25 protein-coding genes are annotated in these 24252 nt (G+C 72.8%); 9 read left to right on the plus strand and 16 right to left on the minus strand.

Annotated elements, in window-relative coordinates:
• Positions 1-21 precede the first annotated feature (21 nt).
• Genes AB0D94_RS13635 through AB0D94_RS13645 form a run of 3 tightly spaced genes read right to left on the minus strand, consistent with a single transcriptional unit; the run spans position 22 to position 2950 of the window.
• Positions 22-828, minus strand: a complete 807-nt coding sequence (locus tag AB0D94_RS13635) for an ABC transporter ATP-binding protein (RefSeq protein WP_362050504.1) — start codon at positions 826-828, stop codon at positions 22-24.
• Positions 825-1934, minus strand: coding sequence for an iron ABC transporter permease (locus tag AB0D94_RS13640; protein ID WP_362050507.1), 1110 nt, complete (start codon positions 1932-1934; stop codon positions 825-827). The genes AB0D94_RS13635 and AB0D94_RS13640 overlap by 4 nt, the downstream gene beginning before the upstream one ends.
• On the minus strand, positions 1931-2950 hold the full coding sequence (locus AB0D94_RS13645) for an iron ABC transporter permease (RefSeq protein WP_362050510.1): 1020 nt from the start codon (positions 2948-2950) through the stop codon (positions 1931-1933). The genes AB0D94_RS13640 and AB0D94_RS13645 overlap by 4 nt, the downstream gene beginning before the upstream one ends.
• 71 nt (positions 2951-3021) lie before the next feature.
• Here AB0D94_RS13645 and AB0D94_RS13650 point away from each other — a divergent pair, with 71 nt between their 5' ends.
• Positions 3022-3648: an HAD family hydrolase gene (locus AB0D94_RS13650; RefSeq protein ID WP_362050513.1), complete on the plus strand. Its 627-nt coding sequence runs from the start codon at positions 3022-3024 to the stop codon at positions 3646-3648.
• Positions 3649-3709: 61 nt separating this feature from the next.
• On the opposite strand, the gene AB0D94_RS13655 is transcribed toward AB0D94_RS13650, so the two are convergent.
• Positions 3710-3961, minus strand: coding sequence for a hypothetical protein (locus AB0D94_RS13655; protein WP_362050516.1), 252 nt, complete (start codon positions 3959-3961; stop codon positions 3710-3712).
• A gap of 229 nt (positions 3962-4190) precedes the next feature.
• Here AB0D94_RS13655 and AB0D94_RS13660 point away from each other — a divergent pair, with 229 nt between their 5' ends.
• Positions 4191-4574 (plus strand): cold-shock protein, encoded by a 384-nt coding sequence (locus AB0D94_RS13660; protein WP_362050783.1) that lies wholly within the window; start codon positions 4191-4193, stop codon positions 4572-4574.
• An 87-nt stretch (positions 4575-4661) separates the two neighbouring features.
• Here AB0D94_RS13660 and AB0D94_RS13665 read toward each other — a convergent pair whose 3' ends face one another.
• The 4 genes from AB0D94_RS13665 to AB0D94_RS13680 all read right to left on the minus strand — a co-directional run bounded on the left by AB0D94_RS13665 (position 4662) and on the right by AB0D94_RS13680 (position 8748).
• Entirely contained in the window at positions 4662-5519 is an 858-nt protein-coding gene (locus AB0D94_RS13665; protein ID WP_362050519.1) for a 1,4-dihydroxy-6-naphthoate synthase, read from the minus strand.
• Positions 5506-6231, minus strand: a complete 726-nt coding sequence (locus AB0D94_RS13670) for a futalosine hydrolase (RefSeq protein ID WP_362050522.1) — start codon at positions 6229-6231, stop codon at positions 5506-5508. The genes AB0D94_RS13665 and AB0D94_RS13670 overlap by 14 nt, the downstream gene beginning before the upstream one ends.
• A 13-nt stretch (positions 6232-6244) precedes the next feature.
• On the minus strand, positions 6245-6730 hold the full coding sequence (locus AB0D94_RS13675) for a DUF2771 domain-containing protein (protein ID WP_362050524.1): 486 nt from the start codon (positions 6728-6730) through the stop codon (positions 6245-6247).
• Between the two features lie 638 nt (positions 6731-7368).
• Positions 7369-8748: an MFS transporter gene (locus AB0D94_RS13680; protein WP_362050527.1), complete on the minus strand. Its 1380-nt coding sequence runs from the start codon at positions 8746-8748 to the stop codon at positions 7369-7371.
• Between the two features lie 348 nt (positions 8749-9096).
• Here AB0D94_RS13680 and AB0D94_RS13685 point away from each other — a divergent pair, with 348 nt between their 5' ends.
• A complete protein-coding gene (locus tag AB0D94_RS13685; protein ID WP_362050530.1) occupies positions 9097-10014 on the plus strand; it encodes a DUF3027 domain-containing protein in 918 nt (305 codons plus the stop codon).
• A gap of 98 nt (positions 10015-10112) precedes the next feature.
• Here AB0D94_RS13685 and AB0D94_RS13690 read toward each other — a convergent pair whose 3' ends face one another.
• From AB0D94_RS13690 to rfbA, 5 genes are all read right to left on the minus strand, one after another.
• A complete protein-coding gene (locus AB0D94_RS13690) occupies positions 10113-11384 on the minus strand; it encodes an acyltransferase (RefSeq protein WP_362050533.1) in 1272 nt (423 codons plus the stop codon).
• A gap of 109 nt (positions 11385-11493) precedes the next feature.
• Entirely contained in the window at positions 11494-12450 is a 957-nt protein-coding gene (locus AB0D94_RS13695; RefSeq protein WP_362050536.1) for an NAD-dependent epimerase/dehydratase, read from the minus strand.
• 47 nt (positions 12451-12497) lie between these two features.
• Positions 12498-13394, minus strand: a complete 897-nt coding sequence (locus tag AB0D94_RS13700; RefSeq protein WP_362050539.1) for a glycosyltransferase family A protein — start codon at positions 13392-13394, stop codon at positions 12498-12500.
• 40 nt (positions 13395-13434) lie between these two features.
• Positions 13435-14040, minus strand: coding sequence for a dTDP-4-dehydrorhamnose 3,5-epimerase (rfbC, locus tag AB0D94_RS13705; protein WP_362050542.1), 606 nt, complete (start codon positions 14038-14040; stop codon positions 13435-13437).
• The gene (rfbA, locus tag AB0D94_RS13710; RefSeq protein ID WP_362050545.1) at positions 14037-14912 is read right to left on the minus strand and encodes a glucose-1-phosphate thymidylyltransferase RfbA; all 876 of its coding nucleotides are present in this window, start codon (positions 14910-14912) and stop codon (positions 14037-14039) included. Before rfbA ends, rfbC begins: the two co-directional genes overlap by 4 nt.
• Before the next feature lie 105 nt (positions 14913-15017).
• On the opposite strand from rfbA, the gene rfbB reads away from it, so the two are divergent.
• Both rfbB and AB0D94_RS13720 read left to right on the plus strand, forming a co-directional pair.
• A complete protein-coding gene (gene rfbB / locus AB0D94_RS13715; protein ID WP_362050548.1) occupies positions 15018-15995 on the plus strand; it encodes a dTDP-glucose 4,6-dehydratase in 978 nt (325 codons plus the stop codon).
• The gene (locus AB0D94_RS13720; protein ID WP_362050551.1) at positions 15992-17320 is read left to right on the plus strand and encodes a hypothetical protein; all 1329 of its coding nucleotides are present in this window, start codon (positions 15992-15994) and stop codon (positions 17318-17320) included. Before rfbB ends, AB0D94_RS13720 begins: the two co-directional genes overlap by 4 nt.
• Before the next feature lie 163 nt (positions 17321-17483).
• On the opposite strand, the gene AB0D94_RS13725 is transcribed toward AB0D94_RS13720, so the two are convergent.
• Positions 17484-18497, minus strand: a complete 1014-nt coding sequence (locus AB0D94_RS13725; protein WP_362050554.1) for a WD40 repeat domain-containing protein — start codon at positions 18495-18497, stop codon at positions 17484-17486.
• Positions 18498-18573: 76 nt separating this feature from the next.
• On the opposite strand from AB0D94_RS13725, the gene AB0D94_RS13730 reads away from it, so the two are divergent.
• Positions 18574-19266, plus strand: coding sequence for a GDSL-type esterase/lipase family protein (locus tag AB0D94_RS13730; RefSeq protein WP_362050557.1), 693 nt, complete (start codon positions 18574-18576; stop codon positions 19264-19266).
• A gap of 59 nt (positions 19267-19325) precedes the next feature.
• Positions 19326-20315, plus strand: a complete 990-nt coding sequence (locus AB0D94_RS13735) for an aldo/keto reductase (protein ID WP_362050560.1) — start codon at positions 19326-19328, stop codon at positions 20313-20315.
• A gap of 255 nt (positions 20316-20570) precedes the next feature.
• Here AB0D94_RS13735 and AB0D94_RS13740 read toward each other — a convergent pair whose 3' ends face one another.
• Together AB0D94_RS13740 and AB0D94_RS13745 are read right to left on the minus strand one after the other, a co-directional pair.
• Entirely contained in the window at positions 20571-20711 is a 141-nt protein-coding gene (locus AB0D94_RS13740) for a hypothetical protein (protein ID WP_362050563.1), read from the minus strand.
• 181 nt (positions 20712-20892) lie between these two features.
• The gene (locus tag AB0D94_RS13745) at positions 20893-21198 is read right to left on the minus strand and encodes a hypothetical protein (RefSeq protein WP_362050565.1); all 306 of its coding nucleotides are present in this window, start codon (positions 21196-21198) and stop codon (positions 20893-20895) included.
• Between the two features lie 142 nt (positions 21199-21340).
• Here AB0D94_RS13745 and AB0D94_RS13750 point away from each other — a divergent pair, with 142 nt between their 5' ends.
• Complete coding sequence (locus tag AB0D94_RS13750) at positions 21341-22333, plus strand: helix-turn-helix transcriptional regulator (RefSeq protein WP_362050567.1); 993 nt, start codon at positions 21341-21343, stop codon at positions 22331-22333.
• A gap of 416 nt (positions 22334-22749) precedes the next feature.
• Positions 22750-24183, plus strand: a complete 1434-nt coding sequence (locus tag AB0D94_RS13755) for an FG-GAP-like repeat-containing protein (RefSeq protein WP_362050570.1) — start codon at positions 22750-22752, stop codon at positions 24181-24183.
• Positions 24184-24252 lie beyond the last annotated feature (69 nt).

The following is a 24252-nucleotide window of genomic DNA, read 5'->3' on the forward strand; positions in this document are numbered from 1 at the left end:
CGCCGGGCCGGCGGGCCGGTGTCAGGTCGTCGGGGCGGACCAGGGGGCGGTCGGGACGACCAGCGGGGAGCCGGTGACCGGGTCGGGTATGACGATCGAGTCGAGGCCGAAGACCTCGCGGACCAGGTCGGCGGTGACCACCGCCGACGGGGGGCCCTCGGCGACCACGCGGCCCGCCTTCATCGCCACCAGATGGTCGGCGTAGCGGGCCGCCTGGTTCAGGTCGTGGAGGACGGCGACGACCGTGCGGCCGCGTTCGTGGTTGAGCTGGCGGACCAGGTCCAGGACCTCCACCTGGTGGGCGATGTCCAGGAAGGTCGTCGGCTCGTCCAGCAGCAGCAGGTCCGTGTCCTGGGCCAGCGCCATGGCGATCCAGACGCGCTGGCGCTGCCCGCCCGACAGGGCGTCCACCGGCCGGTCCGCGAGGTCCGACACCGAGGTACGGGCCATGGCGTCGACCACGGCCCGCTCGTCGGCCTGCGACCACTGCTGCCACCAGTGCTGGTGCGGCTGGCGTCCGCGCGCCACCAGGTCCGCCACCGTGATCGCCTCCGGGGCCACCGGGGACTGCGGGAGCAGCCCGATGGCCCGGGCGATCTGCCGGGTGGGCAGGGAGGACAGCGCCGCCCCGTCCAGCAGCACCGCGCCGGACCTCGGCTTCAGCAGCCGGCCCAGCGCGCGCAGCGTGGTGGACTTGCCGCACGCGTTCGGGCCGACGATCACTGTCACCTTGCCGTCGGGGACGGCCAGGTCGAGGTCCCGTACGACCACGCGGTCCTCGTAGGCGAGCGTCAGCGCGCTCGCGGAAAGCCGGCTCGCGGCGCTCAAGACTTGCCTCCAGTACGGCTGCGGACGATCAGCCAGATCAGGTACGGGGCCCCGACGGCGGCGGTCAGCACGCCCACGGGGAGTTCGGTCGGCGACAGCAGCCTGCGCGCCAGGAGATCGGCGGACACCACGATCACGGCGCCCGTCAGTGCCGAGCACAGCAGCGGGATCTGCGCGGTCCGCGTCATGCGCCGCGCGATCTGCGGTGCGAGCAGCGCGACGAAGTCCACGGGCCCGGCGGCTCCCGTGGCCACCGACGCCAGGACGACGCCGAGGGCGATGAGCCCGAGCCGGACCCGGCCCAGGCGGACGCCGAGCGCGGTGGCCGTGTCGTCGTCGAGGGAGACGGTGCGCTGCGCCCGCGCCGCCCACAGCACGCCGGGCAGCAGGAGCAGCAGCACCCACGCCAGGGGTGCGGCCACGTCCCAGCCGCGGCCGTTGAGGGATCCGGTCATCCAGATCTGCGCCTGCTGGGCGACGAGGTAATCGCCCTTGGTCATCAGCAGGGTGGTCACCGACTTCAGCGCGATGGCGAAGCCGATGCCGATGAGGACGAACCGGGCCGCGTGCAGACCGCCGCGCCACGCGAAGACGTAGACCAGCACGGCCGCGAGGACACCGCCGAGCACGGACAGGTAGGGGAGGACGGCGTACGAGGTCAGTCCGAAGGTCAGCGCGGCCACCGTGACCGCGCTGGCGCCCTGGCTGATCCCGATGATGTCGGGGGAGGCCAGCGGATTGCGGGCCACGGTCTGGATCAGCGCGCCCGCGACCCCGAAGGCGAGGCCGACGAGCAGTCCGACCGTCAGCCGGGGCAGCCGCAGCGTGCCGACGACCAGCTCGTCCGGCGAGGGCTGCCCGAGGAGCACCTTGACGACCTCGCCGGGCGCGACGGTGGACTCGCCGAGGGACAGGTACGCGACGCAGGTCCCGGCCAGCAGGACGGTGAGGACCGCCGCCACGAGAGCCGCCCGGCGGTGCAGCAGGAACGAGCCCCGGCCGCCGGCCCGCAGCAGCCGGTAGCCGTAGGGCACGGCGCGGGAGGCCCCTGCAGGGGCCGAGGGGGAGGAGGTCCTTGCCGGGACCGAGGGGGAGGGGGCGCTCATGCGGCGACCGCCTTCCGGCGGACCAGCGTGACCAGGAACGGCACCCCGATCAGGGCCGTCATCACCCCGGCCGGGACCTCGCCGGGCGGCACCACGACCCGCCCGATCACATCCGCGACCAGCAGCATCACCGGACCGATCAGCAGGGCCATCGGCAGCACCCAGCGGTGGTCGCCGCCGACGACGGCGCGCGCGATGTGCGGGACCGCGAGGCCGATGAAGGCGACCGGCCCGGCCGCCGCGACGGCGGCGCCGGTCAGCACGGTGGCCCCCAGGCCGCCGACGATCCGTACGGCGGCCACGTTCTGGCCGAGCCCCTTGGCCACGTCCTCGCCGAGCGCGAGGGCGTCGAGCCCGCGGGCCACGGAGAGCACCAGCACGGCGCCGATCAGCAGGAAGGGCCAGATCTGGTGGACGACCTCCAGGTCCCGGCCGGCCACCGAGCCGACCTGCCAGAAGCGGAACTCGTCCAGCGCCCGGGCCTTCGTCGTCAGCACCGCCGTGGTGACCGACACCAGCAGGGCGTTGATCGCGGCCCCGCCGAGCGCCAGCTTCACGGGGGTCGCGCCGCCGCGCCCGCCGGAGGCGACGGCGTACACGGCGATGGAGGCGGCCGCCGCCCCGGCGAAGGCGAACCACACGTACCCGTTGAGGGTGTGCACCCCGGCGAAGGCGATGGCGCAGACGACCGCGACCCCGGCGCCCTGGCTGATGCCGAGGATGCCGGGGTCGGCGATCGGGTTGCGGGTGATGCCCTGGAGGGCGGTGCCGGCGAGGGCCAGGCCCGCCCCTACCATCAGGGCGACGAGGGTGCGGGGGACCCGCAGGGTCCGCACCACCTCGGCATCGGGGCCGCTCGCGCCGCGGAAGAGGGCGTCCCAGACCTCGGAGGGCGGCACGGGCCGCGCGCCGACGGCGAGGGAGAGCAGCACCGCGCATATCAGCGCGGCGAACGCGGCTGCCGTCCACCCGATACGACGGGTCGTCAGGGCGCGTCGGAGGGCGGGGGCAGACATGTCACCTATTTCATGATCTGGTAAGGCGGACCTAAGTCTACGTTCTCCTTCCGGCGGCCCGGATCGGCACAATGGCCGGTATGAACCTCACCGTCGGCTTCGACCTCGACATGACCCTCATCGATTCGCGCCCGGGCATCAAGGCCGCATATCTGGCCCTGTCGGCGGAGACGGGTACGTACATCGACGCCGACGAGGCGGTCACGCGGCTCGGGCCGCCGCTGGACCAGGAACTCGCGTACTGGTTCCCGGAGGCCGAGATCCCGGCCATGGCGGACCGCTACCGGGAGATCTATCCCACGCACGCCATCGAGCCGACCCCGGCGATGCCCGGCGCCCGCGAGGCCGTCGAGGCCGTCCAGGCGCTCGGCGGCCGCGCGATCGTCGTCACCGCCAAGCACGAGCCCAACGCCCGCCTGCACCTGGCGCACCTCGGCATCGAGCCCGACGCCGTCATCGGCTGGCTCTGGGCGGAGGCCAAGGCCGGTGCGCTGCGCGAGTACGGGGCCCAGGTCTACGTCGGCGACCATGTGGGCGACGTACGCGGGGCCCGTACGGCCGGCGCCCTGTCGGTGGCGGTGCCGACCGGTCCGTGCCCGGAGCCGGAACTGCGGGCGGCGGGCGCCGACGTGGTCCTGCCGGACCTGACCGCACTGCCGGACTGGCTGGCGCAGTACGTGGCCGCGCAGGCGGCCTAGGCAGCAGGCGGCCCGGCGCACCGGTCCGCACGGGCGGGCCCCGGTCAGGCGTCCGCCCGGGTCAGGCCTGGGACTCCCGGGCCGCCCGGCGCTGCGCCGCGGCCGAGCGGAGCACGCCCGCCGCCGAGATGGCGAAGCCGACGCCCATGAGCATGCACACGGCCCAGGCGTACGAGGGGAACGGGTCGATGTCGAGGAACAGCGGGGCCATGGTCGCCAGCGTGGCCACGGCGCCCGCGATGAACACGATGCCGCCGGCCTTGACCAGGGCGTCGCCGGGCCGCGCTTCGTCGACGCGAGAAGTGTCAGTCACCGCACCAGGGTAGTTCCCGCCGCGCCACGGCCCGGTCCCCTCCCGCCCGGGGGTCCGTCCTGCCCATGGACGAGTTCCGGGCAGAGGGCCTTCGGCCATGCTTGACGGGGTGGTTGTGAGGGGAGACTCTTCACAGCAATAGCAGGCAGTCACGGCCCAGGTACATGGATACCCTGACCTGCTGAGACATGTTGGTTCGGTTTCGGGTATGTGAGACGGGGTGCGTGCTTTGCCTACCGGCAAGGTCAAGTGGTTCAACAGCGAGAAGGGCTTCGGCTTCCTCTCCCGCGACGACGGCGGCGACGTCTTCGTCCACTCGTCGGTGCTGCCCAGCGGCGTCGAGTCCCTCAAGCCCGGTCAGCGCGTCGAGTTCGGAGTCGTCGCAGGCCAGCGCGGGGACCAGGCGCTGTCGGTGACGGTGCTGGACCCGGCGCCGTCCGTCGCGGCCGCCCAGCGCCGCAAGCCCGACGAGCTCGCCTCGATCGTGCAGGACCTGACGACCCTGCTGGAGAACATCACCCCGATGCTGGAGCGCGGCCGGTACCCCGACAAGGTGCACGGCGCGAAGATCGCCGGCCTGCTGCGCGCGGTGGCCGACCAGCTCGACGTCTGACCGCAGCGCCCGCCCTCAGGGACACACGGCGGTCAAACCCACGACGGTGAAGCCCCGCCGCTCACTCCGAGCGGCGGGGCTTCGCCGTCACGGGAAGTCCAGCGCCCCCGGCGCCAGGGCCGGCACCAGGCCCTCGGCCGCGGCCCGGGTCAGCAGCCCCCGCACCGCCGCGTAGCCGGCGTCGCCGAGGTCCGCGGTGAACTCGTTGACGTAGAGCCCGATGTGCTGGTCGGCGACCGCCGGGTCCAGCTCCTGCGCGTGGGCGCGCACGTACGGGCGGGACGCCTCCGGGTCCTCCCAGGCCATCCGGACCGACGTACGGGCCGCCTCGGCCAGCGCGCGCAGCCGGTCCGCGCCCAGCGCCCGCTTGGCGATGATCGCGCCGAGCGGGATCGGCAGGCCCGTCGTGGACTCCCAGTGCTCGCCCATGTCGGCCAGGCAGTGCAGTCCGTAGTCCCGGTACGTGAACCGGGCCTCGTGGATGACCAGTCCGGCGTCCACCCGGCCGTCGCGCACCGCCGGCATGATCTCGTCGAAGGGCAGCACGACCACCTTGCCGACGCCCTCGGGCAGCACGTCCGCCGCCCACAGCCGGAACAGCAGGTAGGCGGTGGAGCGTTCGCTCGGCACGGCGATGGTCTTGCCGGCCAGCTCCAGGCCCGGCTCCCGCGACAGCACCAGCGGCCCGCAGCCGCGCCCCAGCGCCCCGCCGCAGGGCAGCAGCGCGTACTCCTCCAGCACCCAGGGCAGGACGGCGTACGAGACCTTCAGCACGTCCAGCTCGCCGCGCTCGGCCATGCCGTTGGTGAGGTCGATGTCGGCGAAGGTGACGTCGAGGGCGGGCGCGCCCGGGACGCGGCCGTGCGCCCAGGCGTCGAAGACGAAGGTGTCGTTCGGGCACGGCGAATAGGCGATGCCCAGCGGTTCACGGTCACCGGTGCTCATGGCGTTCTCCCCAGTTCGCGAGTACGGGTCCCAGTACGCGCAGGCCGTCGGCGAGGGCGGCGAGCGCGTCCCCGATCCGCCAGGCGGCGCGGTCGCGCGGACCCACGGCATTGGACACGGCCCGGACCTCCAGCACCGGCAGCCCGTGCGCGGCCGCCGCCTCCGCCACCCCGAACCCCTCCATGGCCTCGGCGCCGGCCAGCGGATGCCGGGCGGCGAGCGCGGCGGCCCGGCCGGCGGTCCCGGTGACGGTGGAGACGGTCAGGACGGGCGCGAGCAGCGCGCCGGTCGCCTCGGCGGCGCGGGCGGCGAGTTCGGCGGGCGGCAGGTGCACGCTGCGCCCGAAGCCGAGGGCCTGTACGTCGAGGAAGCCCTCGGGGGTCTCGGCCCCCAGGTCGGCGGCGACGATCGCGTCGGCGACCACGAGGGAGCCCACGGGCGCGGCGGGGGCGAAACCGCCGCCGATGCCCGCGGAGACGACGAGCGAGTAATCGGCGAGGGCCAGCGCGGTGGCGGTGCCGGCGGCGGCCGCCGCCGGCCCGACGCCCGCGACGACCACGTCGAAGGCGGCGCCCGGAAGGTCCCGGCGGGTGATGAGGTACCCGCCGGGAAGGGTGCGCGGCTCAGGACCGGGGGCGTCCGGATGAGGGGTCAGACCGGTCACGACGGAGTCTGCCTCCGCCGCCACCGCGGTCACGACGAGCACGCGCACGGGTGCCGCCCGGTTACTTGAGCTTGAGGTTGAAGGACCAGACGGCGAGGGGCTTGCCGTCCTCGGCCACCTGGACGATGGCCAGCTTCTTCGAGCTGGGCGCCTCGCCCTGGCCGCCGGTCGCGAAGACGTCGGCGCCGGGGAAGCTGCGGTAGGTGTTGGAGGAGGGCTCGGTGATCGGTTGTCCGTCCAGGACCGCCTGCCACTTCTTGCCGTCCTCGACGACGTCCGGCTCGACGCCGAGCCGCAGGGTGTCGCCGCGGGCGTAGTCGACGGACTTGGCGTCCTTCAGGTTGGTGAGGCACTCCTGGACCTTGTCCGTGGAGAGCTCCGTGGCGTCGTGGCAGGCGGACTCTGCGGACACCGACGAGGTGCCGACCGTGACGGTCGCCAGCGGTGTCGGCTTGTCACAGGCCGAGAGGAGGAGGAGGCCGGCGGACACGGCTCCGAGGGCCGCGACGCTGCGGCGGGCCCTACCCGAGAAAAGCGGTGCGGTCATGAGCCGAAGGCTATCGGGCCGCTGGGCTGCGCCGCTGCACGGGGTCCCCTCGCCTGCGGCGCGGCGTGCGTCTGCGGCGCGGCTGCACGGGGCTCCGCCCCGGACCCCGCGCCTCAAACGCCGGCGGGGCTGTATTTGGCCCTCGCCGTGCTTGGCGTGGTTGCTGGGTGTGGGCCGGGGCCGCTCCGGAGCGTCTCCTCGGCTCGCGCACTTGGCCCCGGCTTCGAGAGTCTCGGCCCGGGTTGCGCGCTCGTCCTGCGGGGACCCTCCTGCGCGTCCCCGCCCCACGCCCAGGCTCCGGAAGCCAGACCTTGCGCCCGTTGCGGGACTCGGGGTGGAGGGGAGTGGTGCCGCGCAGGGCTGTCCCCGCAGGACGAGCGCGCAACCCGGGTTCCACGTGCGTAGCGGGGGCTCAGTGCGCGAGCCGAGGAGACAGCCCGGAGGGGCACCGCGGACCGACCAAACCGACCAGGCCCCGTCAAAGCGAGCCCCACCCCGGCCGGGCCGCCCGCAGGGCCCCGTCGCAGCCGAAGCCAAACTCAGCCCCGCCGGCGTTTGAGGCGCGGGGTCTGGGGCGGAGCCCCAGGAGCCCCGGCGCAGCCGAACCAGGACCGCCGAGCCGCCCGCAGGGCAGACGGCTACGCCACGCGGGGGCGGGAGGTGCCCGGGTGGTGGCGCGGGGCGCCCAGGAGGCCGCGGACGGCCATGGTCGTGCCCAGGGCGACCACGGTCGCGGCGACGCACATGCCGAGGACGCCGTTCAGCGGCAGGGCGATGCCGATCGCGCCGCCCAGGACCCAGGCCACCTGGAGCAGGGTCTCCGAACGGGCGAAGGCGGAGGTGCGCACGGTCTCCGGGACGTCCCGCTGGATCATCGCGTCCAGCGAGAGCTTCGCCAGCGCCTGGCAGAAGCCCGCCGTCGCCGCCAGCACGGCCATGAACAGGCCGCTGAACAGGACCGCCGCCAGGATCGCCACGCCCAGGGTCACCGACAGCACCGCCGCGATGATGGCCTCCGGCGCCCGCGCCCGCAGCCACGCGCCCACCGCCGTGCCGCACGCGTTGCCGACGCCCGCCGAGACGCCCACGATGCCCAGCGACACCGCCGCGCTCTGACCGGCCAGGGGGTGCTCGCGCAGCAGGAACGCCAGGAAGAAGATCAGGAACCCGGACAGTGCGCGCATCGAGGCGTTCGCCAGCAGACCGCACAGCACCGAGCGGCTGACCGTGCGCAGCCCCGGCCGCTTCGAGTGCGCCTCGTGGGTGGAGAGCCGGGCCCGGCGTTCGCCCTTGGCCTCGTCCACCTTGTGCGGCAGCGTGAAGGCGGCGAAGGTGCCGCAGAGGAAGACCACGCAGGCCCCGTACAGGGGCCACTGGGGGCCGATCGCGTGCAGGCCCGCCCCCACCGGCGCCGCGGCGCCCGTGGCGAGCAGACCGGCCAGCGTGACCCGGGAGTTCGCCTTGACGAGTGAGAAGTTCGGCGGCAGCAGACGGGGCACCACCGCGCTGCGCACCACCCCGTACGCCTTGGACGCGACCAGCACGCCGAGCGCGGCCGGATACAGCTCCAGTCCGCCCGTCGCCACCGCGCCCGACATCATCACCGCCAGCAGCGCCCGGGTCAGCATCGCGGCCGCCATCGACGCCCGCCGCCCGTGCGGCAGCCGGTCCAGCAGCGGCCCGATCACCGGGGCCAGCAGGGTGAAGGGGGCCATCGTGATCGCCAGGTACAGGGCGACGCGGCCGCGGGCCTCGTCCGTGGGGACGGAGAAGAACACCGTCGAGGCCAGCGCCACCGTGATCATCATGTCGCCGGCGCCGTTGATGGCGTGCAGCTCGATCAGTTTGCCGAGCCCGGACTCGCCGGCCCCGTGTGCGTGGGTGGCCCGCCGGATCCCGCGCGCCGTACCGGTGATGGGAAGGTGCAGGGCACGCCCGAAGGCCCGGCCGGCCCGCCTGGCCGGTCCCGAGCCGTCATCGGACGACCGTACGGGTGCCACCTGGCCATAGTGCCCCACGGGGCCCCCGCGGACGCCTACCGGCGCGTCGCGGACGCCCGGGCGTGCACGGCCCGGAGCCCGCCCGGCGCCCGTTCGTTCCGCGAATCGGACCTTGCATGTGGGCCCAAGGCTTCGGAGGAGGTAGCGTGCGTAGCGCGCCACCGGCGGTTGCTCTCGGCCGCGCGCCTCTTCGCGATCCCGCAGAATGGATTGCAGGAAGGTGCGCCCGAGGCCGATCGGGTGCGGACGTCGACGCGGCCCTCTGGTCCGCTCCGCCCGCGCCACGTACGGACAGCACCGACGGGTCGTTGTGGACGACAGTACGGACGGCGCACACGTGAGACGGCGTAGGAGAGAACGAGACCAGTGAGTGCTGCGACGACGCGAAGCCGTACCCCGCGTACCCCCGACCGCCTGTGCGTCGAGGCGGTAGAACTCGCCCGTGCGGCGGCCGAGGAGGCCGCCTTCCCCGGCGTGGTGGGCGAGCACGCCTCCGTCGTGGCGGAGGGTGACCGGGTCGTCACCCACTACTTCGAGTGCAAGGAACCCGGCTACCGGGGCTGGCGCTGGGCCGTCACCGTGACCCGCGCCTCCCGCGCGAAGAACGTCACCCTCGACGAAACGGTGCTGCTGCCCGGCGACGACGCCCTGCTGGCCCCCGAGTGGGTGCCGTGGAGCGAGCGGCTGCGCCCCGGCGACATGGGCCCCGGCGACCTGCTGCCCACCGACGCCGAGGACCTGCGGCTGGAGCAGGGCTGGTCGGGCGAGGACACCCCGCCGCCGAACTCCGTGGTCTCCGCCGAGATGGCCGAACTGGTCGAGGCGGAGGACGCCGACGTCACCGACCGCACCGTGGTCCCGGTGCGCGGCTCCATCACCTCCGTCGCCGAGGAACTCGGCATGCGGCGCGCCCGCGTGCTGTCGCGGTACGGGCTGCACACCGCGGCCGACCGCTGGGACGAGTCCTTCGGCGCGAAGACCCCGATGGCGCAGGCGGCGCCCGCCTCGTGCGTGTCCTGCGGATTCCTCGTCGCCATCGGCGGCTCGCTCGGCCAGGCCTTCGGTGTCTGCGCCAACGAGTTCAGCCCGGCGGACGGCCGGCTGGTGTCCCTGTCCTACGGCTGCGGCGGCCACTCCGAGGCCGCGGTCATGCCGGCGCCGCTGCGGCCCGCGCCGCCGGTGCTCGACTCCATGGCCTCGGACGAGTTCCCGCTGCGCCCGGCCCCGGACACGGGCTCGGTGCCGGTCACGGACCTGCCGCCCCCGGACCTCGGCCACTCCTGAGCCGTTCCGCCCCCCCCGTACGAGCGCGCCCGCCCGGGCAGGACCCGGGCGGGCGCGGTCGTACGGGCACGCGTACGGGACGCGTACGGGGATGCGGGTCAGGCGGACACCGTGGAGGACTGCTCGGGCTTCGCCCCGTCCGCCGCGGGGACGGCCTCCGGGGTGCCGGGCTGCTGCGCCGGGACGGCCGGGTCGCGCCGCAGCTTGCGTACGAACCAGGGCGTCCAGTTCTTCAGCTTCATCGCCGGCGACTCGATCAGGTGCCAGGACAGGGCCGCCAGGACCACCGTCCCGGCCAGCGCCAGCAGCAGGAAGACGGGCTTGCCGTACTTGGCGTAGCCCATCAGGGCCAGCGCCTGCTCGACGGTGAAGCCGTAGATGTAGATGCCGTACGAGTAGTCGCGCTTGCGTCCGACCTTCTGGAAGGGGCGCGGCAGCCGCACCGCGAGCCACAGCAGCAGGTACGCGAAGGCGGGGTAGCCGAAGACGAAGACGCCGCCGAAGAGCATCGTGGCGCCGAGGACGACGGCGCACAGCGCGGCCAGTCCGTCGTGGATCGGGAGCCGGTCGCGGTACAGCTGGAAGCTGGCGCCGATCAGGAACACGAAGCACAGGTGGACGATGAAGTGCACCGACATGCTGCCCAGGAACGGCACTTGCACCGCGGCCGACATGTCACCGGGGATGCCGCGCAGGGAGGGGGCGGTGATCCAGTCCCGCAGGATCAGCAGGCCCAGGGCCCCGGCCAGCAGCGGGACGAACTTACGGGCCCGGCGCAGGACTCCGCCGGCGGCCAGCACGCCGACCATGATGTAGCAGAAGATCTCGTACTTCAGCGACCACAGGGCGCCGTTGACGCTCCCGTCGAAATTGGTCCCGCGGGCCCTTCCTTCGGCCACCACCCCGGATATGTCCCAGTGGGTACTGATGGAGGTGTTCCACGTCCCCTTGAGGTAGCTGAACGGCCCCTCGGGGTGGTTCCAGTAGCCGCTCACCGAGCCGTGCAGCCAGTAGTGGAGCGCGGGGAGGATCAGCAGCGCGGAGACGAGCAGCGAGCCCCACAGGCCCGGCAGGATGCGCAGCGCGCGGTGCCAGGCGTAGCGGCCGGAGGTGGACCGCGCCCCACTGCCCGTGATCATGAAGCCGGAGAGCACGAAGAAGCCGATCACGGCCATCTTCCCGACGTCGGTCTGCTGCCCGCTCCAGCGCCACAGCGGGTCCAGGGGACCCCAGCCGAGCGGCCACACGTGCGAGAGCACGACGGAGGAGGCGAGGACCAGTCTCAGCACGCCGAAGCTGTTGGCCCGCGAGGAGTACAGCTCGTCGAGGGTTCCGCGACGGCCGGGCAGGACAGGTGCTCTGCGTGACATAAGGAGGGGTCAGACTTCCTGAGAGGGGAGCGCCGGGAGCGCCGGCTCGGCGTAGGGCCTGTACGAGGGGCCCGGAGGCCTCGCGGGATCCTACCGGCGGACCGGGAGGTCAGTCGCGGGCAGCGGCGGCGGCCGTCCACAGTTCGGCGACCGCGTCGCGCAGGCTGCGGACCGGCTTCCAGTCCAGGGCGCGCTCGGTGGCGCTGATGTCGAGCTGGTGCCACTCGGTCTCCGGGCCGCCGCCGTCCGGGGCGGGGACCTCGGTGATCCGCGTGGGGACCCCGCTCTCCTCGATCAGCAGCTCGACCAGTTCGCGGGCGGAGGTCGCCCGGCCGAGGCCGAGGTTGAGGACCGGCGGGCAGGGCCCGGCCGGGGCGAGGGCGGCGACCATGGCGTCGACCCCGTCCTGGAGGTGGAGGAACTCGCGCTGCGCCGTCAGCGGCATCAGCGACAGCTCGGCGACGGTGCCCGCGGCCCGCGCGTCGGCCAGCTTGCCGGCCATGACGCCGAGCAGGCTGTGGGAGGGCTGTCCGGCGCCGACGACGTTGCCCAGGCGCAGGACGACGGCGTCCAGGCCCTGCTCGCGGACGGCCGCCGCGATCAGCTCGGTGGCCTGGAGCTTCAGCTGCCCGTAGAGCATCGAGGGGCGGGCGGGGGAGTCCTCGGTGTAGGTCTCGCCGACCGGGAAGAGGCCGTATTCGTGCACGGTGCCGATCTGCACCAGCCGCGGCGCCTTCGCCATGGAGGCGAGGGTCTCCAGCAGACGGCTGACCATGCCGAGGTTGGCCGGGACCATCTGCTCGTCCGTCAGGCCCCACATGCCGCCCGCCGCGTTGACGACCACGTCGATGCGGTGCTCCGTGAACAGCTCCGCCAGCGCGGCCGGCGCGTCGACGGTCAGGTCGAAGGCCGCGAACTCGCCCGGCAGCGCCTCGGCGGGCTGCTTGCGGGCGACGGCGAGCAGCCCGTGTCCGCGCTCGTGGAGCGTGGCGCACAGCCTGCGGCCGATGAACCCGGTGGCACCGAGGACGGCCACACGGGGCAGGGAGGGGCTGGTGACGGACATGGGCGTGGGCTCCCGGCGGTCGGAGGGGTGGGCGTACGGGGCCTGCGTCAGCGGTGGTCGTTGCCGGTGACGTGCCGCAGCAGGGTGCGGGCACCCTCGCTCTGCTTGTTCTTCAGCGCGCCGGGCAGCATCGTCGCCGCGTGGATGCGGGAGGACAGGTGCAGCCGGGAGGCCTTGGCGGCCTTCGTCCAGCCCTGCGCGTCCAGCCGGTCCGCGACGTCCATGAAGAAGCGGTTGACCTCCTCGAAGCGGCGGCCGGTGAAGGCCTGCTGGGAGGAGATGCTGACCGCGTGCCTGCGGTACTGGAAGCACTGGGTGTCGGAGATCAGCATCTGCTCGCCGGCCTGGACCAGGTCGATCTCCAGCGCGAGGTCCTGCGTGACCTCCAGGTTGTCCCGCAGGCCCGCCTTGCGGACCGCTTCGGTGCGCCAGCAGATGGACGGGAAGTACAGCCAGTTGCCGCGCAGCAGGCTGGTGGCGAGCCGCTCGCCGCCCATCAGCAGCTCACCCTTGACGCGGGGCGCGTACAGCCGCTTCTTGGCCTGGTCGACCAGTCCCTCGGTGGGCTTGCCGTTGCCGTCGATCACCTGGACACCGGGCTGGACCATGCCGATGCCCGGGTGGCGGGCGAGGGCGGCCCGCACGGTGGCCACGTAGTTCGGCAGCATGATGTCGTCGGTGCCCATCATCACGAAGTGCTCTTCGCGGACCAGGCCCAGGCACTTGCGGTAGTTGCCCGTGACGCCGAGGTTCTGCTCGTTGCGCTGGTACGAGACCCGCGGGTCGTCCAGCTCCGCGAACCAGCCCGGGACGTCCGGCTCCTTGCCGTCGTCGACGACCACCAGCCGCCACTCGGGGTCGCTCTGGGCCAGGATGCTGCGTACGGCGGCCTGCATCAGGGCGACGTTGCCGTAGTACGGCAGCATGATGTCGAGAGTTGTCATGAGGGGCGCACCAGGGGGTTCGGGAGGGACGGGACGGGGCTCAGCTGCCGTCGCGCAGCGACCGGCGGTAGCGCAGGCATTCCTCGTAATCGGGCAGCAGGCCGGAAGCGATGGCCTCGGCCAGCGAGGGGGCGGCCGCGTCCCGGGCCGACAGCTGTGCGGCGGTGCCGGCCGGCCAGTCGATCCCCAGGTCGGGGTCGAGCGGGTGCACCGAGTGCTCGGCGGTCGGGTTGAAGGTCTCCGAACACAGGTACGACAGGGTGGCGTCGTCGCTCAGCGCGCAGAAGCCGTGGCCCAGTCCCTCCGAGATGTACACCGCGCGGCGGTCCACGTCGTCGAGGCGGACGAACTCGTAGGTGCCGAAGGTGGGCGAGCCCACGCGCAGGTCGACGATCACGTCGAGGACGGCGCCGCGCACGCAGGTGACGTACTTGGCCTGGCCGGGCGGGACGTCGGCGAAGTGGATGCCGCGCACCACGTCCTTGGCCGACACCGACAGGTTGCCCTGCGCCAGGCGCAGCGGGTGCCCGACCTCCTCGGCGAGGTGGTCGAAGCGGTACCACTCCATGAACAGCCCGCGCGGGTCGCCGTGCTGGACCGGGGTGATCTCCCAGGCGCCCTCGATGGAGAGCTCGCGGAACTTCATCGGGCGTTCTCCTCGTCGAGCAGGTCCAGCAGGTACTGGCCGTAACCGCTCTTGAGCAGCGGCTCGGCGAGCTCGCGGAGCTGTTCGTCGTTCACGAAGCCCGACCGCCAGGCGGTCTCCTCGATGCAGCCGATCTTGAAGCCCTGGCGCTCCTCGATCACGCGCACGAACTCGGAGGCCTGGACCATCGACACGAAGGTGCCGGTGTCCAGCCAGGCGGTACCGCGGTCCAGGACCGTGACCTGGAGGTCGCCGGACTGGAGGTAGGCGTCGTTCACCGCCGTTATTTCGAGCTCGCCGCGCGCGGAGGGCTCGATCGTGCGGGCGATCTCCACCACACGGTTGTCGTAGAAGTACAGGCCGGGCACCGCGTAGCGGGACTTCGGCTTCTCCGGCTTCTCCTCGATGGAGATGACCTGGCCGTCCTCGTCGAACTCGACGACGCCGTACGCGGTCGGGTCGGCCACCGGGTAGGCGAACACCATGCCGCCCTTGGGGTCGGTCCGCTGCGCGAGCCGGGTGCCGAGGCCGCTGCCGTGGAAGATGTTGTCGCCGAGGATCAGCGCGACCGGCTCGTCACCGATGAAGTCGGCGCCGAGCACGAAGGCCTGGGCGATGCCCTCCGGGCGCTCCTGCACGGCGTACTGGAGGTCCAGGCCGAGCTGGGAACCGTCGCCGAGCAGCCGCTGGAACTGCTCCTGGTCCTGCGGCGTGGTGATGATCAGGATCTCGCGGATCCCCGCCATGACCAGCGTGGAGAGCGGGTAGTAGATCATGGGCTTGTCGAAGACGGGGAGGAGCTGCTTCGACACGGCTCGGGTCAAGGGCCAGAGGCGGGAGCCGGTGCCGCCCGCAAGGAGAATTCCACGCATGGATGCCACCATACGTTGCGTCCCTTCGGGTGAGGTAACCCGCGAGGACCGCCGCCGGGCCGCCCAGTGAGCCGCCGGCCGGTCGCACAGTAAGCTGAACGCACTATGCGCATTCTCGTGACCGGTGGCGCCGGTTTCATCGGCTCGCAGTTCGTCCGTTCTCTCCTGTCGCAGGACCCCGCGGCCCGGATCACGGTCCTCGACAAGCTGACCTACTCCGGCGTCGAGGAGAACCTCGCCCCCGTCGCGGGTCACCCCGGCTACACCTTCGTCCGCGGTGACATCTGCGACGTCGACGCCGTCGACCAGGTGATGCCCGGCCACGACGCCGTCGTGCACTTCGCGGCCGAGTCCCACGTGGACCGCTCCATCGCGGGCGCCGGCCCCTTCGTCATGACCAACGTGGTCGGCACCCAGGTGCTGCTGGACGCCGCCCGCAAGCACGGCGTCGGCCGCTTCGTCCACGTCTCCACCGACGAGGTCTACGGCTCCATCAGCGAGGGCTCCTGGACCGAGGAGTGGCCGCTCGCGCCGAACTCCCCGTACTCCGCCTCCAAGGCCTCGTCCGACCTGCTGGCGCTGGCCTACCACCGCACGCACGGCATGGACGTCGTGGTGACGCGCTGCTCCAACAACTACGGGCCGTACCAGTTCCCCGAGAAGGTCATCCCGCTGTTCGTCTCGAACCTGATGGACGGCAAGCACGTCCCGCTCTACGGCAACGGCGGCAACGTCCGCGACTGGCTGCACGTCTCCGACCACTGCCGCGGCATCGACCTCGTCCTGCGCAAGGGCCGCGCCGGCGAGGTCTACAACATCGGCGGCGGCACCGAGCTCACCAACAAGGAGCTCACCGGCGTCCTGCTGGAGGCCGCGGGCGTCGGCTGGGAGATGGTCGACCGGGTCGAGGACCGCAAGGGCCACGACCTGCGCTACTCCATCGACATCAGCAAGATCAGCGCGGAGCTCGGCTACGCGCCGCAGGTCACCTTCGAGGACGGCATCAAGTCCACCATCGAGTGGTACCGCGAGAACCGCGCCTGGTGGGAGCCGCTCAAGGTGAAGGCCGCCCAGCAGTCGTGAACACGTCGGATGCCGCGGCGACCGTGAAGAGGTCGCCGCTGGCCAGACTGTCCGACACCCTGCCGCCGGGCACCCTGCTGGTGATCGGCGGCACGGTCGTGCTCGGGGCCGCCTCGTACGTCCACCTGATGGCGGCGGGCCACAGCCTCGACACCGACGGCATGGCCTCGCTGTCCGTGCTGTGGACGATCCTCATGTCGGTGGGCATCGGCCTGTTCTTCCCCGTGGAACAGGAACTCACCCGGATCGTCGCCGCGCACCGGGTCGGCGGCCACGGCGTCTCCGGCGTGCTGCGCCGTGTGACGGTCCTCACCGTCGCCATGGCCGGCCTGCTGCTGGCGGGCATGGCGATCGCCGCCCGCCCGCTCGCCGACACCTTCTTCTACGGCCGCACCGACATGGTCATGGCGCTGGGCGTGGCCTTCGTCGCCCTGGCCGCGAGCAACGTGACCCGCGGCGTGCTGGCCGGCCTCGGCCGCTTCGCGCCCTTCGGCTGGCAGCTGGGCATCGACGGCGTCCTGCGCATCGGCCTCGCCGTGGGCTTCGCCCTGGCGGGCGTCCGCTCCCCGCTGGCCTTCGCGCTGATCCTCGTCATCGCACCGCTCGTCGCGGTCCTGGTCACCCTGCGCCCCGTACGCCAGGGCCTCGGGCCCGGCCCGGCCGACACCTGGACGGGGCTGCTCGGCGGCCTCGGCCCGCTGATCGCCTCGACGCTGCTCTCCCAGGTCGTCGTCAACGCCGCCGTCGTCAGCACCAAGCTGCTGGCCCCGGCCGAGGGCGCGCTCGTCGCCGGTCTGCTGAACGCCATCGTGCTGGCCCGCGTACCGCTCTTCGTCTTCGGCTCGCTCCAGGCCTCGCTGCTGTCGGGGCTGTCCGCGGCCGCCGCGGCCGGCGACCGGACCGGCTTCTCCAGGCTCCTCGGCCGGACCTGCCTGGTGGTCACCGCGCTCGGCGTGGCCGGCGGTCTGCCCGCCACCCTGCTCGGCCCCTGGCTGATCCAGGTGCTGTTCAAGGCCGAGGACGGGCTGGGCCAGGCGGTGTTCTTCTGGATCTCCGCCGGCACCCTCTTCTACATGCTGGCCATGGTGCTCGGCCAGGCCCTGATGGTCCTGCGCAAGCACAACCTCCAGCTGCTCGGCTGGGCCGTGGCCACCCTGGTCCTGCTCGGCGTGACCCTGCTCCCCGGCGAGGTCGCCACCCGCGTATGCCTCGCCTACACCCTCGCCGCCCTCACCGCGGTCATCGGCATGGCGGCTTCCCTGTGGCTGACCTTCCCCCGAGCCTCTGCCCCGGCGGACGAGAAACTCAGCCCCGCCGGCGTCTGAGGGCGAGACCAAATCCAGCTCTGATGGGCGGCACGGGCCACATCCAGCCCCGCCGGCGTTTGAGGCGCGGGGTCTGGGGCGGAGCCCCAGCAGCGCACCCGCAGGTTGTTCCGCGGAGCCGGCCGGAGGCGGCCCGGCGGAGCCCCAGCAGCGGACCGGCAGGCTAGTCCGCCCGGCGGCGCGGCAAGAGGCGCTTCGCCACAAAGCCCAGGCCAAGCGCGGCCGCCAGGACCAGCGCCCCCTTGGAGAAGCTGCCCGGCGCCTCCGGTGCACCCGAAACGGGAGCCTCCGGCACGGAACCCGGCTTCGCCGGAGGCGCAGCCGACGGGGCCGGCCCCGTCGGGACGGCCAGGACCCGGCTGGACGCGCCCTCCGCGCCGAACATCAGCGCCGAGCCGTCCGCCGTGTACGTCACCGACTCCGCCTGCCCCTGCCACGGCGCGTCCACCCGCTCGCCCCCGCCCTGCGGCAGCCCGTCCTTCCACGGGTAGGTCTTCGCGAAGAAGTACCCGCGCAGCGCGAGCCGCCCGCCGTCCGGCGAGAACGCCCCGTCCGTCACCCACGGCAGGTCCGCGACCCGCCGGAACACGTTCGGGCCGCCCGCCGACAGCTCCGCCGGACCCTCGTACAGCCCGCCCTTGTCCTCGCTCTTGCTCGCGATGTACACCCGGCCCGTCACCGGATGCACCATCAGCGCCTCCGCGTTCCGCGCCCCGTCCGCGTACCGCACCGTGAACTGCGTCGCCTTGACGGTGGCATCGCCCAGTTGCTTCGGCTCCTGGAAGCGGTAGATCCACACGTGGTCCCAGCTCCCGTCCAGGTTGTCGCCGATGTCACCGACGTACAACTGCCCGTCCGGCCCCAGGGAGATCGCCTCGACGTCGCGCGGCTTGCCGATCCCCGTCAGCGTCACGCGGGCCACCGTCTTCCCGGTCGCCGAGTCCACCGCGTAGATGTACGGGCCGTCGTCGCTGTCGTTGTGTGTCCAGTACACCCCGGGGTGGATCCGGCTGGCGGCCAGCCCGCTCGACTCCTTGATCCGGGGGTCGGAGATGGTGAACGACGCCGCCCCGGCGGCCTCCGCAGCGAGGGCCGCGCCCGGCGGCAGCGCGAGGACGGCGCCCGGCAGCAGGACGAGGGCGGCAACAACGGCGGACGGCAACGGCAGCAGGCGCATCTCCCCAGCTTGCCAGCCCGCGCCGGGTGTCCGGCATCACAGGGGCGCCCGCCCCTTGATCCGCGATGATGACCGGATGCGTTTCATGTTCGTCGGCGACTCCATGACCATCGGACGCGCCGGCGACTGGACCTGGCGCTACCGGATGTGGCAGCACCTGAGCGCCGCCCCCGACGGCCCCCACGAGATCGTCGGCCCGCGCCGCGAGCTGTACGACACCGGCGCGGACGCGCCCGTCAGCCACGCGTACGCCGATCCGGAATTCCCGGAGCACGCCCGCCGCCACCTGGCCGGCTGGGGCGAGGGCTGGCAGCACATGGCCCCCCTCGTCGGCCCCGCCGTGCGCGCCACCGGCGCCGAGGTCCTGCTGGTCTCCCTCGGCCTGATCGACCTCGGCTTCTACACCCGCGCCGAGCAGACCGCCGACAACGCCCGCCGCTTCGTCGCCGAAGCGCGCGCCGCCCGCCCGGACATCCGGATGGTCTTCCTCCCGGTCATCCCGAACATCCGCGCCGAGGACGAGGAACCCTTCGCGGCGGAGGTCGCACGGTTCAACGAGCTCCTGGCGAAGGCGGTCGCCGACCTGACCACGGACGCCTCGCCGATCCTGCTGGCCGCGCGTCCGGCCTCGTACGACATCCACCACGACACCTACGACGGCACCCACCCCAACGCCTCCGGCGAGCACCGGCTGGCGGGCGAGTTCGCGGCAGTGCTCCACCAGGCCTGGGGCATCGGCGGCCCCTACCGCGCGCAGCGGGCCCCGTAACACGCCCTTCACGGCGGGGTCTTGCTTCGAGTGGACTCGAAGCAGTTGGCTTGGGCTCCATGAAGTACACGCAGCTCGGACGCACGGGACTCAAGGTCAGCCGACTCGTTCTCGGCACGATGAACTTCGGTCCCCAGACAGACGAACCCACCAGCCACGGCATCCTGGACGCCGCGCTCGACGCGGGCGTCAACTTCGTGGACACGGCCAACGTGTACGGCTGGGGCGCGAACAAGGGCCGTACCGAGGAGATCATCGGCACCTGGTTCGCCCAGGGCGGCGGCCGCCGCGAGAAGACGGTGCTCGCCACCAAGGTCTACGGCTCCATGTCCCGCGAGGGCGAGACCTGGCCCAACTTCGACCGGCTGTCGGCCGTGAACATCCGGCGGGCCGTCGACGCGAGCCTCAAGCGCCTCCAGACCGACCACATCGACCTCTACCAGTTCCACCACGTGGACCGGCAGACCCCGTTCGAGGAGATCTGGCAGGCCGTCGAGGTCCTGATCCAGCAGGGGAAGATCCTCTACGCGGGCTCCTCCAACTTCCCCGGGTGGAAGATCGCCCAGGCCAACGAGACCGCGGCCCGTCAGGGCCGGCTCGGCCTGGTCAGCGAGCAGTGCCTCTACAACCTCGCCGAGCGGCGTGCGGAGATGGAGGTCATCCCGGCCGCCGAGGCGTACGGGCTCGGGGTCATCCCGTGGTCCCCGCTGCACGGGGGCCTGCTGGGCGGCGCCATCCGCAAGTCCGCGGAGTCGGGGCGTACGGCGAGCGGGCGCTCGGCGGACGCGCTGTCCAGCAGCTCGGTACGGGCGCAGGTGCAGGCGTACGAGGACCTGCTGGACAAGCACGGGCTGGAGCCGGGCGAGGTGGCCCTGGCCTGGCTGCTGACGCGTCCCGGTGTCACGGGGCCGATCGTCGGCCCGCGCACCCCGGAGCAGCTGGCCTCGGCGCTGCGGGCGGTGGAGCTGGAGCTCTCGGAGGAGCTCCTGGCGGGGCTGGACGAGGTCTTCCCCGGGCCCGGGCCCTCGCCGGAGGCGTTCGCCTGGTAGCGGGCGCGACGGGCGGCCGGTGCGGGCGGCCGGGGGCGGCCGGCGGGGCTACTGTCCGACGGCAGCCGCCACGGCGACGACGACGAACATCAGCACGAGCACACCGGCCATGACACGGTTTCTGGTCTTGGGATCCACCCGTCGAGACTAACGCGGCAGCCCCTGCATCGTGGACGCAGGGGCTGTGCCGTAACGGGTGGGGCCGGTGTGCCGTCGGTCACGGCCGCCCGGCCGGGAGGCGGCTGCGCGGAGCCGTTACTGCCAGCTCATGTCGTCGGCGGCGGCGACCGGGGGCTTCGCGGCGGGCAGGGAGGCGGCGGAGGCGACGGCCGGGGTGCCGACGACGAGGGTGAGGGCGACGACCGCGGCGGCCTGGAAGATGCGGGTGATGTTCATGAGGTCCGGTTTCCCTTCGGAGTGCCCTGGGGCAGGTGCGACTGCTGGCTCCCGGTGGTCCCGCGTCCCGCGGTGGCGTGGGCCCTTCCGGTGAGACCTAGCTAAGCCGCCGCCGGCCGGGCGGAGAAGGGATCTCCGCTGGCCCAAACCGTCCCTGGACGGTTACGGACACGGCCGGCCCTCAGACGGCCCTGCTGTCCAACAGCGACACCGGCATCAGCGGGACGCCGACGTCCAGCAGCTGCGCGACGGGCAGCGCACGCGCCCCGAGCAGACGCCGGCAGACGGACTCCGCGCGCCCCTCCGCCGCCTCCAGGGAGTCGGCCAGCAAGTAGAAGCCGAGCGTGAAGTGCCCGGCCGGCTGCGGGTGCACGGCCAGGTGCTCGACCCGGTCACCGGGCTTCAGGCCCGCGCGGGCCGCTTCCCGCAGATCGTCGGGGAGTTCCTGCGGAGGCACCGTACGCAGACGGGCGTGGACGAGGTACATGCCCCAACCGTGCCCCGTCCCGCCGCCGGTACGTGTCCGAGGGGCTGGCCGGTTCAGGACGGGGCCGGATCGGGCCGAACGGACCGCCCCTCTGAGATGATCATGAGCGTACCGAAGTACCAATGGGGGTTGGGGGACACAGGTGTTGACCGAATTGGGGTTGGACGCGAGAGCCGAGGCCGTCTACCGGGCCATGCTGGTGCAGCCCAGGTCGGGGGTGGCCGCGCTGGCCGCAGCGGTGGGGGCCGACGAGGACGACGTACGCGAGGCGCTGGACCTGCTGAGCGAGCTGGCGCTGGTCCAGCCGTCCGCCGATGACAGCGGGCGGCTGCGCGCGGTCTCCCCGGACATCGGGATGGAGATCCTGATGGCCCGCGGGCAGGCCGAGCTCGCCGCGCAGCAGCAGCGGCTGGAGGCCTCCCGGGCGGCCGCGGCCCGGCTGATCTCCGAGTACTCGGAGCTGCGCCCGGCCGCCAGCCATCCGGGCGTCGAGCAGCTCATCGGCCTCGACGCGGTGCGCGACCGGCTCGTCGCGCTGACCCGGGAGACGAGGGAGGAGCTGCTGGCCTTCTCGCCCGACGCCACGCTGAGCGAGTCGGCCCTCGCGGCCTCGCGGCCGCTGAACAAGGCCCTGCTGGAGCGCGGCGTGCGGATGCGCACGCTCTACCTGGACAGCGTGCGCAACAGCCGGCCCTCCATCGAGCACGCCAACTGGCTGACCCAGCTGGGCGGGCAGGTCCGCACGGTGGCCTCGCTGCCGACGCGGATGCTCGTCGTGGACCGCTCGACCGCGCTGATCCCGGTGAGCGACGACTCGTCGGCCGGCGCGGTGGTTCTGACCGGCCACGGGATGCTGGTCGCCCTGTGCGCGCTCTTCGAGTCGACCTGGGAGTCGGCGCAGCCGCTGGCGGAGGTGCCGGTCCTGGGCCCGAACGGGCTCACCGCCCAACAAGCAGCCGCCGTAAGGCTGTTGTCCGAGGGGCACACGGACGACGCGATCGCCAAGCGGCTGGGGGTGTCCTCGCGGACGGCCCGGCGCATCGCGAACGAGCTGATGGAGCGGCTCGGTGCCCGCAGCCGCTTCGAGGCGGGCGCACGCGCCGTCCAGCAGGGCTGGCTGCCCGTACGTCCCTAGGTCCCTTCGCCCCTCAGGCCGCCCGGCCGGATCACGCAGGTGATCCGGCCGGGCGGCCTTTTGCGTGGACGGGTCGGGCCATGGCCCGTTCGGGCCAGCCGATCTCTCTTCCGCTGCGTGCGGCGGGCGGCGAATCTATTGCCTGTCAGCGAGGGAAACCCCGGTGACCAGCACGGAAAGCCCGAACTCCGACTCTGAAAAGGGGGGAAGAACCACCTCTCACCGCGCCGCCTTCCACAGGACCGCTGTACCTGCAGGACAGCTGTCCGTCCGCACGGCCGCGCACCGCACCGCCGCACCCCGCACCGCCGCGCACCGCACCCCGCACCGCGCACGACGCACTTCGATGTGCCGCCGGTCGAGCCCCCGCTCCCGGCCACCCCCCGAACCTCGTGAACCAGAACCGGAGCACAGCCATGTCCCGATCCCTGACCAGCGGCCGCCGTACCGCCGTCGCCGCCCTCCTCGCCGGAGCCGTCGCCTCCGGCCTGGTGGTGGCCGTCCAGTCCACCGCCGTCGCCGCCCCCGCCGCCGTCACCGCCGAACCGGCGCCCCACCCCGACTGGGGCAGCACCGGCCAGGGCCCCGAGTCCCCGGTCGAGGAGGTGCTCCGCGGATCGTCGTACGCCGCGGCGAGCACCACGATCAGCCGCAGCGCGGTGATCGCCCGGGCCAAGAGCTGGGTCGGCATCGGGCTCGACTACAGCTGGGGCGGCAAGCACAACGGGTACCGCACCGACTGCTCCGGCTTCGTCTCGATGGCCTGGGACCTGGACTCCTCGCTGACCACCGACACCTTCGAGTCCCGGGGCGTGGTCGAGTCGATCAGCAAGTCGGAGCTGAAGCCCGGAGACGCCCTGCTGGACAACGACAGTGGCGCCGGCGGCCACGTCGTCCTCTTCGAGAAGTGGGTCGACGCCGGCAAGACCAAGTACTGGGGCTTCGACTTCACCCCGAGCGGGGTCCACCACCGCGTCTACGACTACCCGTACTACCCGGGCTACGGCCCGTACGCCCCGGTGCGCTACAAGAACATCGCCGACGACGCGGTCGTCACGCCCCCGGTCGTCCCCTCCGGCATGACCGACCTGGTCGCGGCCAACCTCAACGGCGACGCGGTGGACGACGTGGTCGGCGTGGAGGCCTCCACCGGCAAGCTGTGGATGTACAAGGGCAGTTCGAACGGGACCATCGCGGGCGGGGCGGCCCGCGTCGAGATAGGCACCGGCGGCTGGAACGGCATGTCCAACCTCGCCGCCGGCGACTTCACCGGCGACCGCAAGGACGACATCATCGCCGTCCAGGAGTCCACCGGAAAGCTCTACCTCTACCCCGGCACGGGCAGCGGCCTCGCCAGCCGCAAGGAGATCGGCTCGGGCGGCTGGAACGGCATGCACGACGTGGTCGGCGGCGACTTCACCGGCGACGGCAAGGCGGACATCGCCGGGGTCGAGACCTCGACCGGCAAGCTCTGGCTCTACAAGGGCAACGGCGCGGGCGCCGTGGGCGGCGGCAGCAGCCGCGTGCTGATCGGCACCGGCGGCTGGAACGGCATGCACGACCTGGTCGGCATGGACATCGACAACGACGGCAAGTCCGACATCGTCGGGGCGGAGTCCTCGACGGGCAAGCTCTGGCTCTACAAGAGCAACGGCGCCGGCCTGAACTCCCGTACGGAGATCGGCTCGGGCGGCTGGAACGGCATGAACGACCTCACCGGCGGCGACTTCACCTCCAACGCGAACGACGACCTCGTCGGCGTCGAGAAGTCCACCGGAAAGCTCTACCTCTACCCGGGCACCGGCACGGGCCTGGGGGCGCGCAAGGAGATCGGCACCGGCGGCTGGTAGCCCCGTCCGGCACCGCCCGTACCCCGCGTTCCTTCGCAACTCCCCTTTCCTGAACTCTTCTTGGCACCC

This window comes from Streptomyces sp. NPDC048255, from assembly GCF_040652415.1.
Lineage (GTDB): Bacteria > Actinomycetota > Actinomycetes > Streptomycetales > Streptomycetaceae > Streptomyces.

What these genes read in the sequence shown, in the direction of transcription:
- AB0D94_RS13730 (WP_362050557.1), top strand. Translation starts at nt 18,574, where the DNA reads ATGCGTTTCATGTTCGTCGGCGACTCCATGACCATCGGACGCGCCGGC.
- AB0D94_RS13650 (WP_362050513.1), top strand. Translation starts at nt 3,022, where the DNA reads ATGGCCGGTATGAACCTCACCGTCGGCTTCGACCTCGACATGACCCTC.
- AB0D94_RS13740 (WP_362050563.1), bottom strand. Translation starts at nt 20,711, where the DNA reads ATGAACATCACCCGCATCTTCCAGGCCGCCGCGGTCGTCGCCCTCACC.
- AB0D94_RS13755 (WP_362050570.1), top strand. Translation starts at nt 22,750, where the DNA reads ATGTCCCGATCCCTGACCAGCGGCCGCCGTACCGCCGTCGCCGCCCTC.
- AB0D94_RS13665 (WP_362050519.1), bottom strand. Translation starts at nt 5,519, where the DNA reads ATGAGCACCGGTGACCGTGAACCGCTGGGCATCGCCTATTCGCCGTGC.
- AB0D94_RS13640 (WP_362050507.1), bottom strand. Translation starts at nt 1,934, where the DNA reads ATGAGCGCCCCCTCCCCCTCGGTCCCGGCAAGGACCTCCTCCCCCTCG.
- AB0D94_RS13745 (WP_362050565.1), bottom strand. Translation starts at nt 21,198, where the DNA reads ATGTACCTCGTCCACGCCCGTCTGCGTACGGTGCCTCCGCAGGAACTC.
- AB0D94_RS13735 (WP_362050560.1), top strand. Translation starts at nt 19,326, where the DNA reads ATGAAGTACACGCAGCTCGGACGCACGGGACTCAAGGTCAGCCGACTC.
- rfbB (WP_362050548.1), top strand. Translation starts at nt 15,018, where the DNA reads ATGCGCATTCTCGTGACCGGTGGCGCCGGTTTCATCGGCTCGCAGTTC.
- AB0D94_RS13645 (WP_362050510.1), bottom strand. Translation starts at nt 2,950, where the DNA reads ATGTCTGCCCCCGCCCTCCGACGCGCCCTGACGACCCGTCGTATCGGG.
- rfbC (WP_362050542.1), bottom strand. Translation starts at nt 14,040, where the DNA reads ATGAAGTTCCGCGAGCTCTCCATCGAGGGCGCCTGGGAGATCACCCCG.
- AB0D94_RS13695 (WP_362050536.1), bottom strand. Translation starts at nt 12,450, where the DNA reads ATGTCCGTCACCAGCCCCTCCCTGCCCCGTGTGGCCGTCCTCGGTGCC.
- rfbA (WP_362050545.1), bottom strand. Translation starts at nt 14,912, where the DNA reads ATGCGTGGAATTCTCCTTGCGGGCGGCACCGGCTCCCGCCTCTGGCCC.
- AB0D94_RS13725 (WP_362050554.1), bottom strand. Translation starts at nt 18,497, where the DNA reads ATGCGCCTGCTGCCGTTGCCGTCCGCCGTTGTTGCCGCCCTCGTCCTG.
- AB0D94_RS13700 (WP_362050539.1), bottom strand. Translation starts at nt 13,394, where the DNA reads ATGACAACTCTCGACATCATGCTGCCGTACTACGGCAACGTCGCCCTG.
- AB0D94_RS13675 (WP_362050524.1), bottom strand. Translation starts at nt 6,730, where the DNA reads ATGACCGCACCGCTTTTCTCGGGTAGGGCCCGCCGCAGCGTCGCGGCC.
- AB0D94_RS13690 (WP_362050533.1), bottom strand. Translation starts at nt 11,384, where the DNA reads ATGTCACGCAGAGCACCTGTCCTGCCCGGCCGTCGCGGAACCCTCGAC.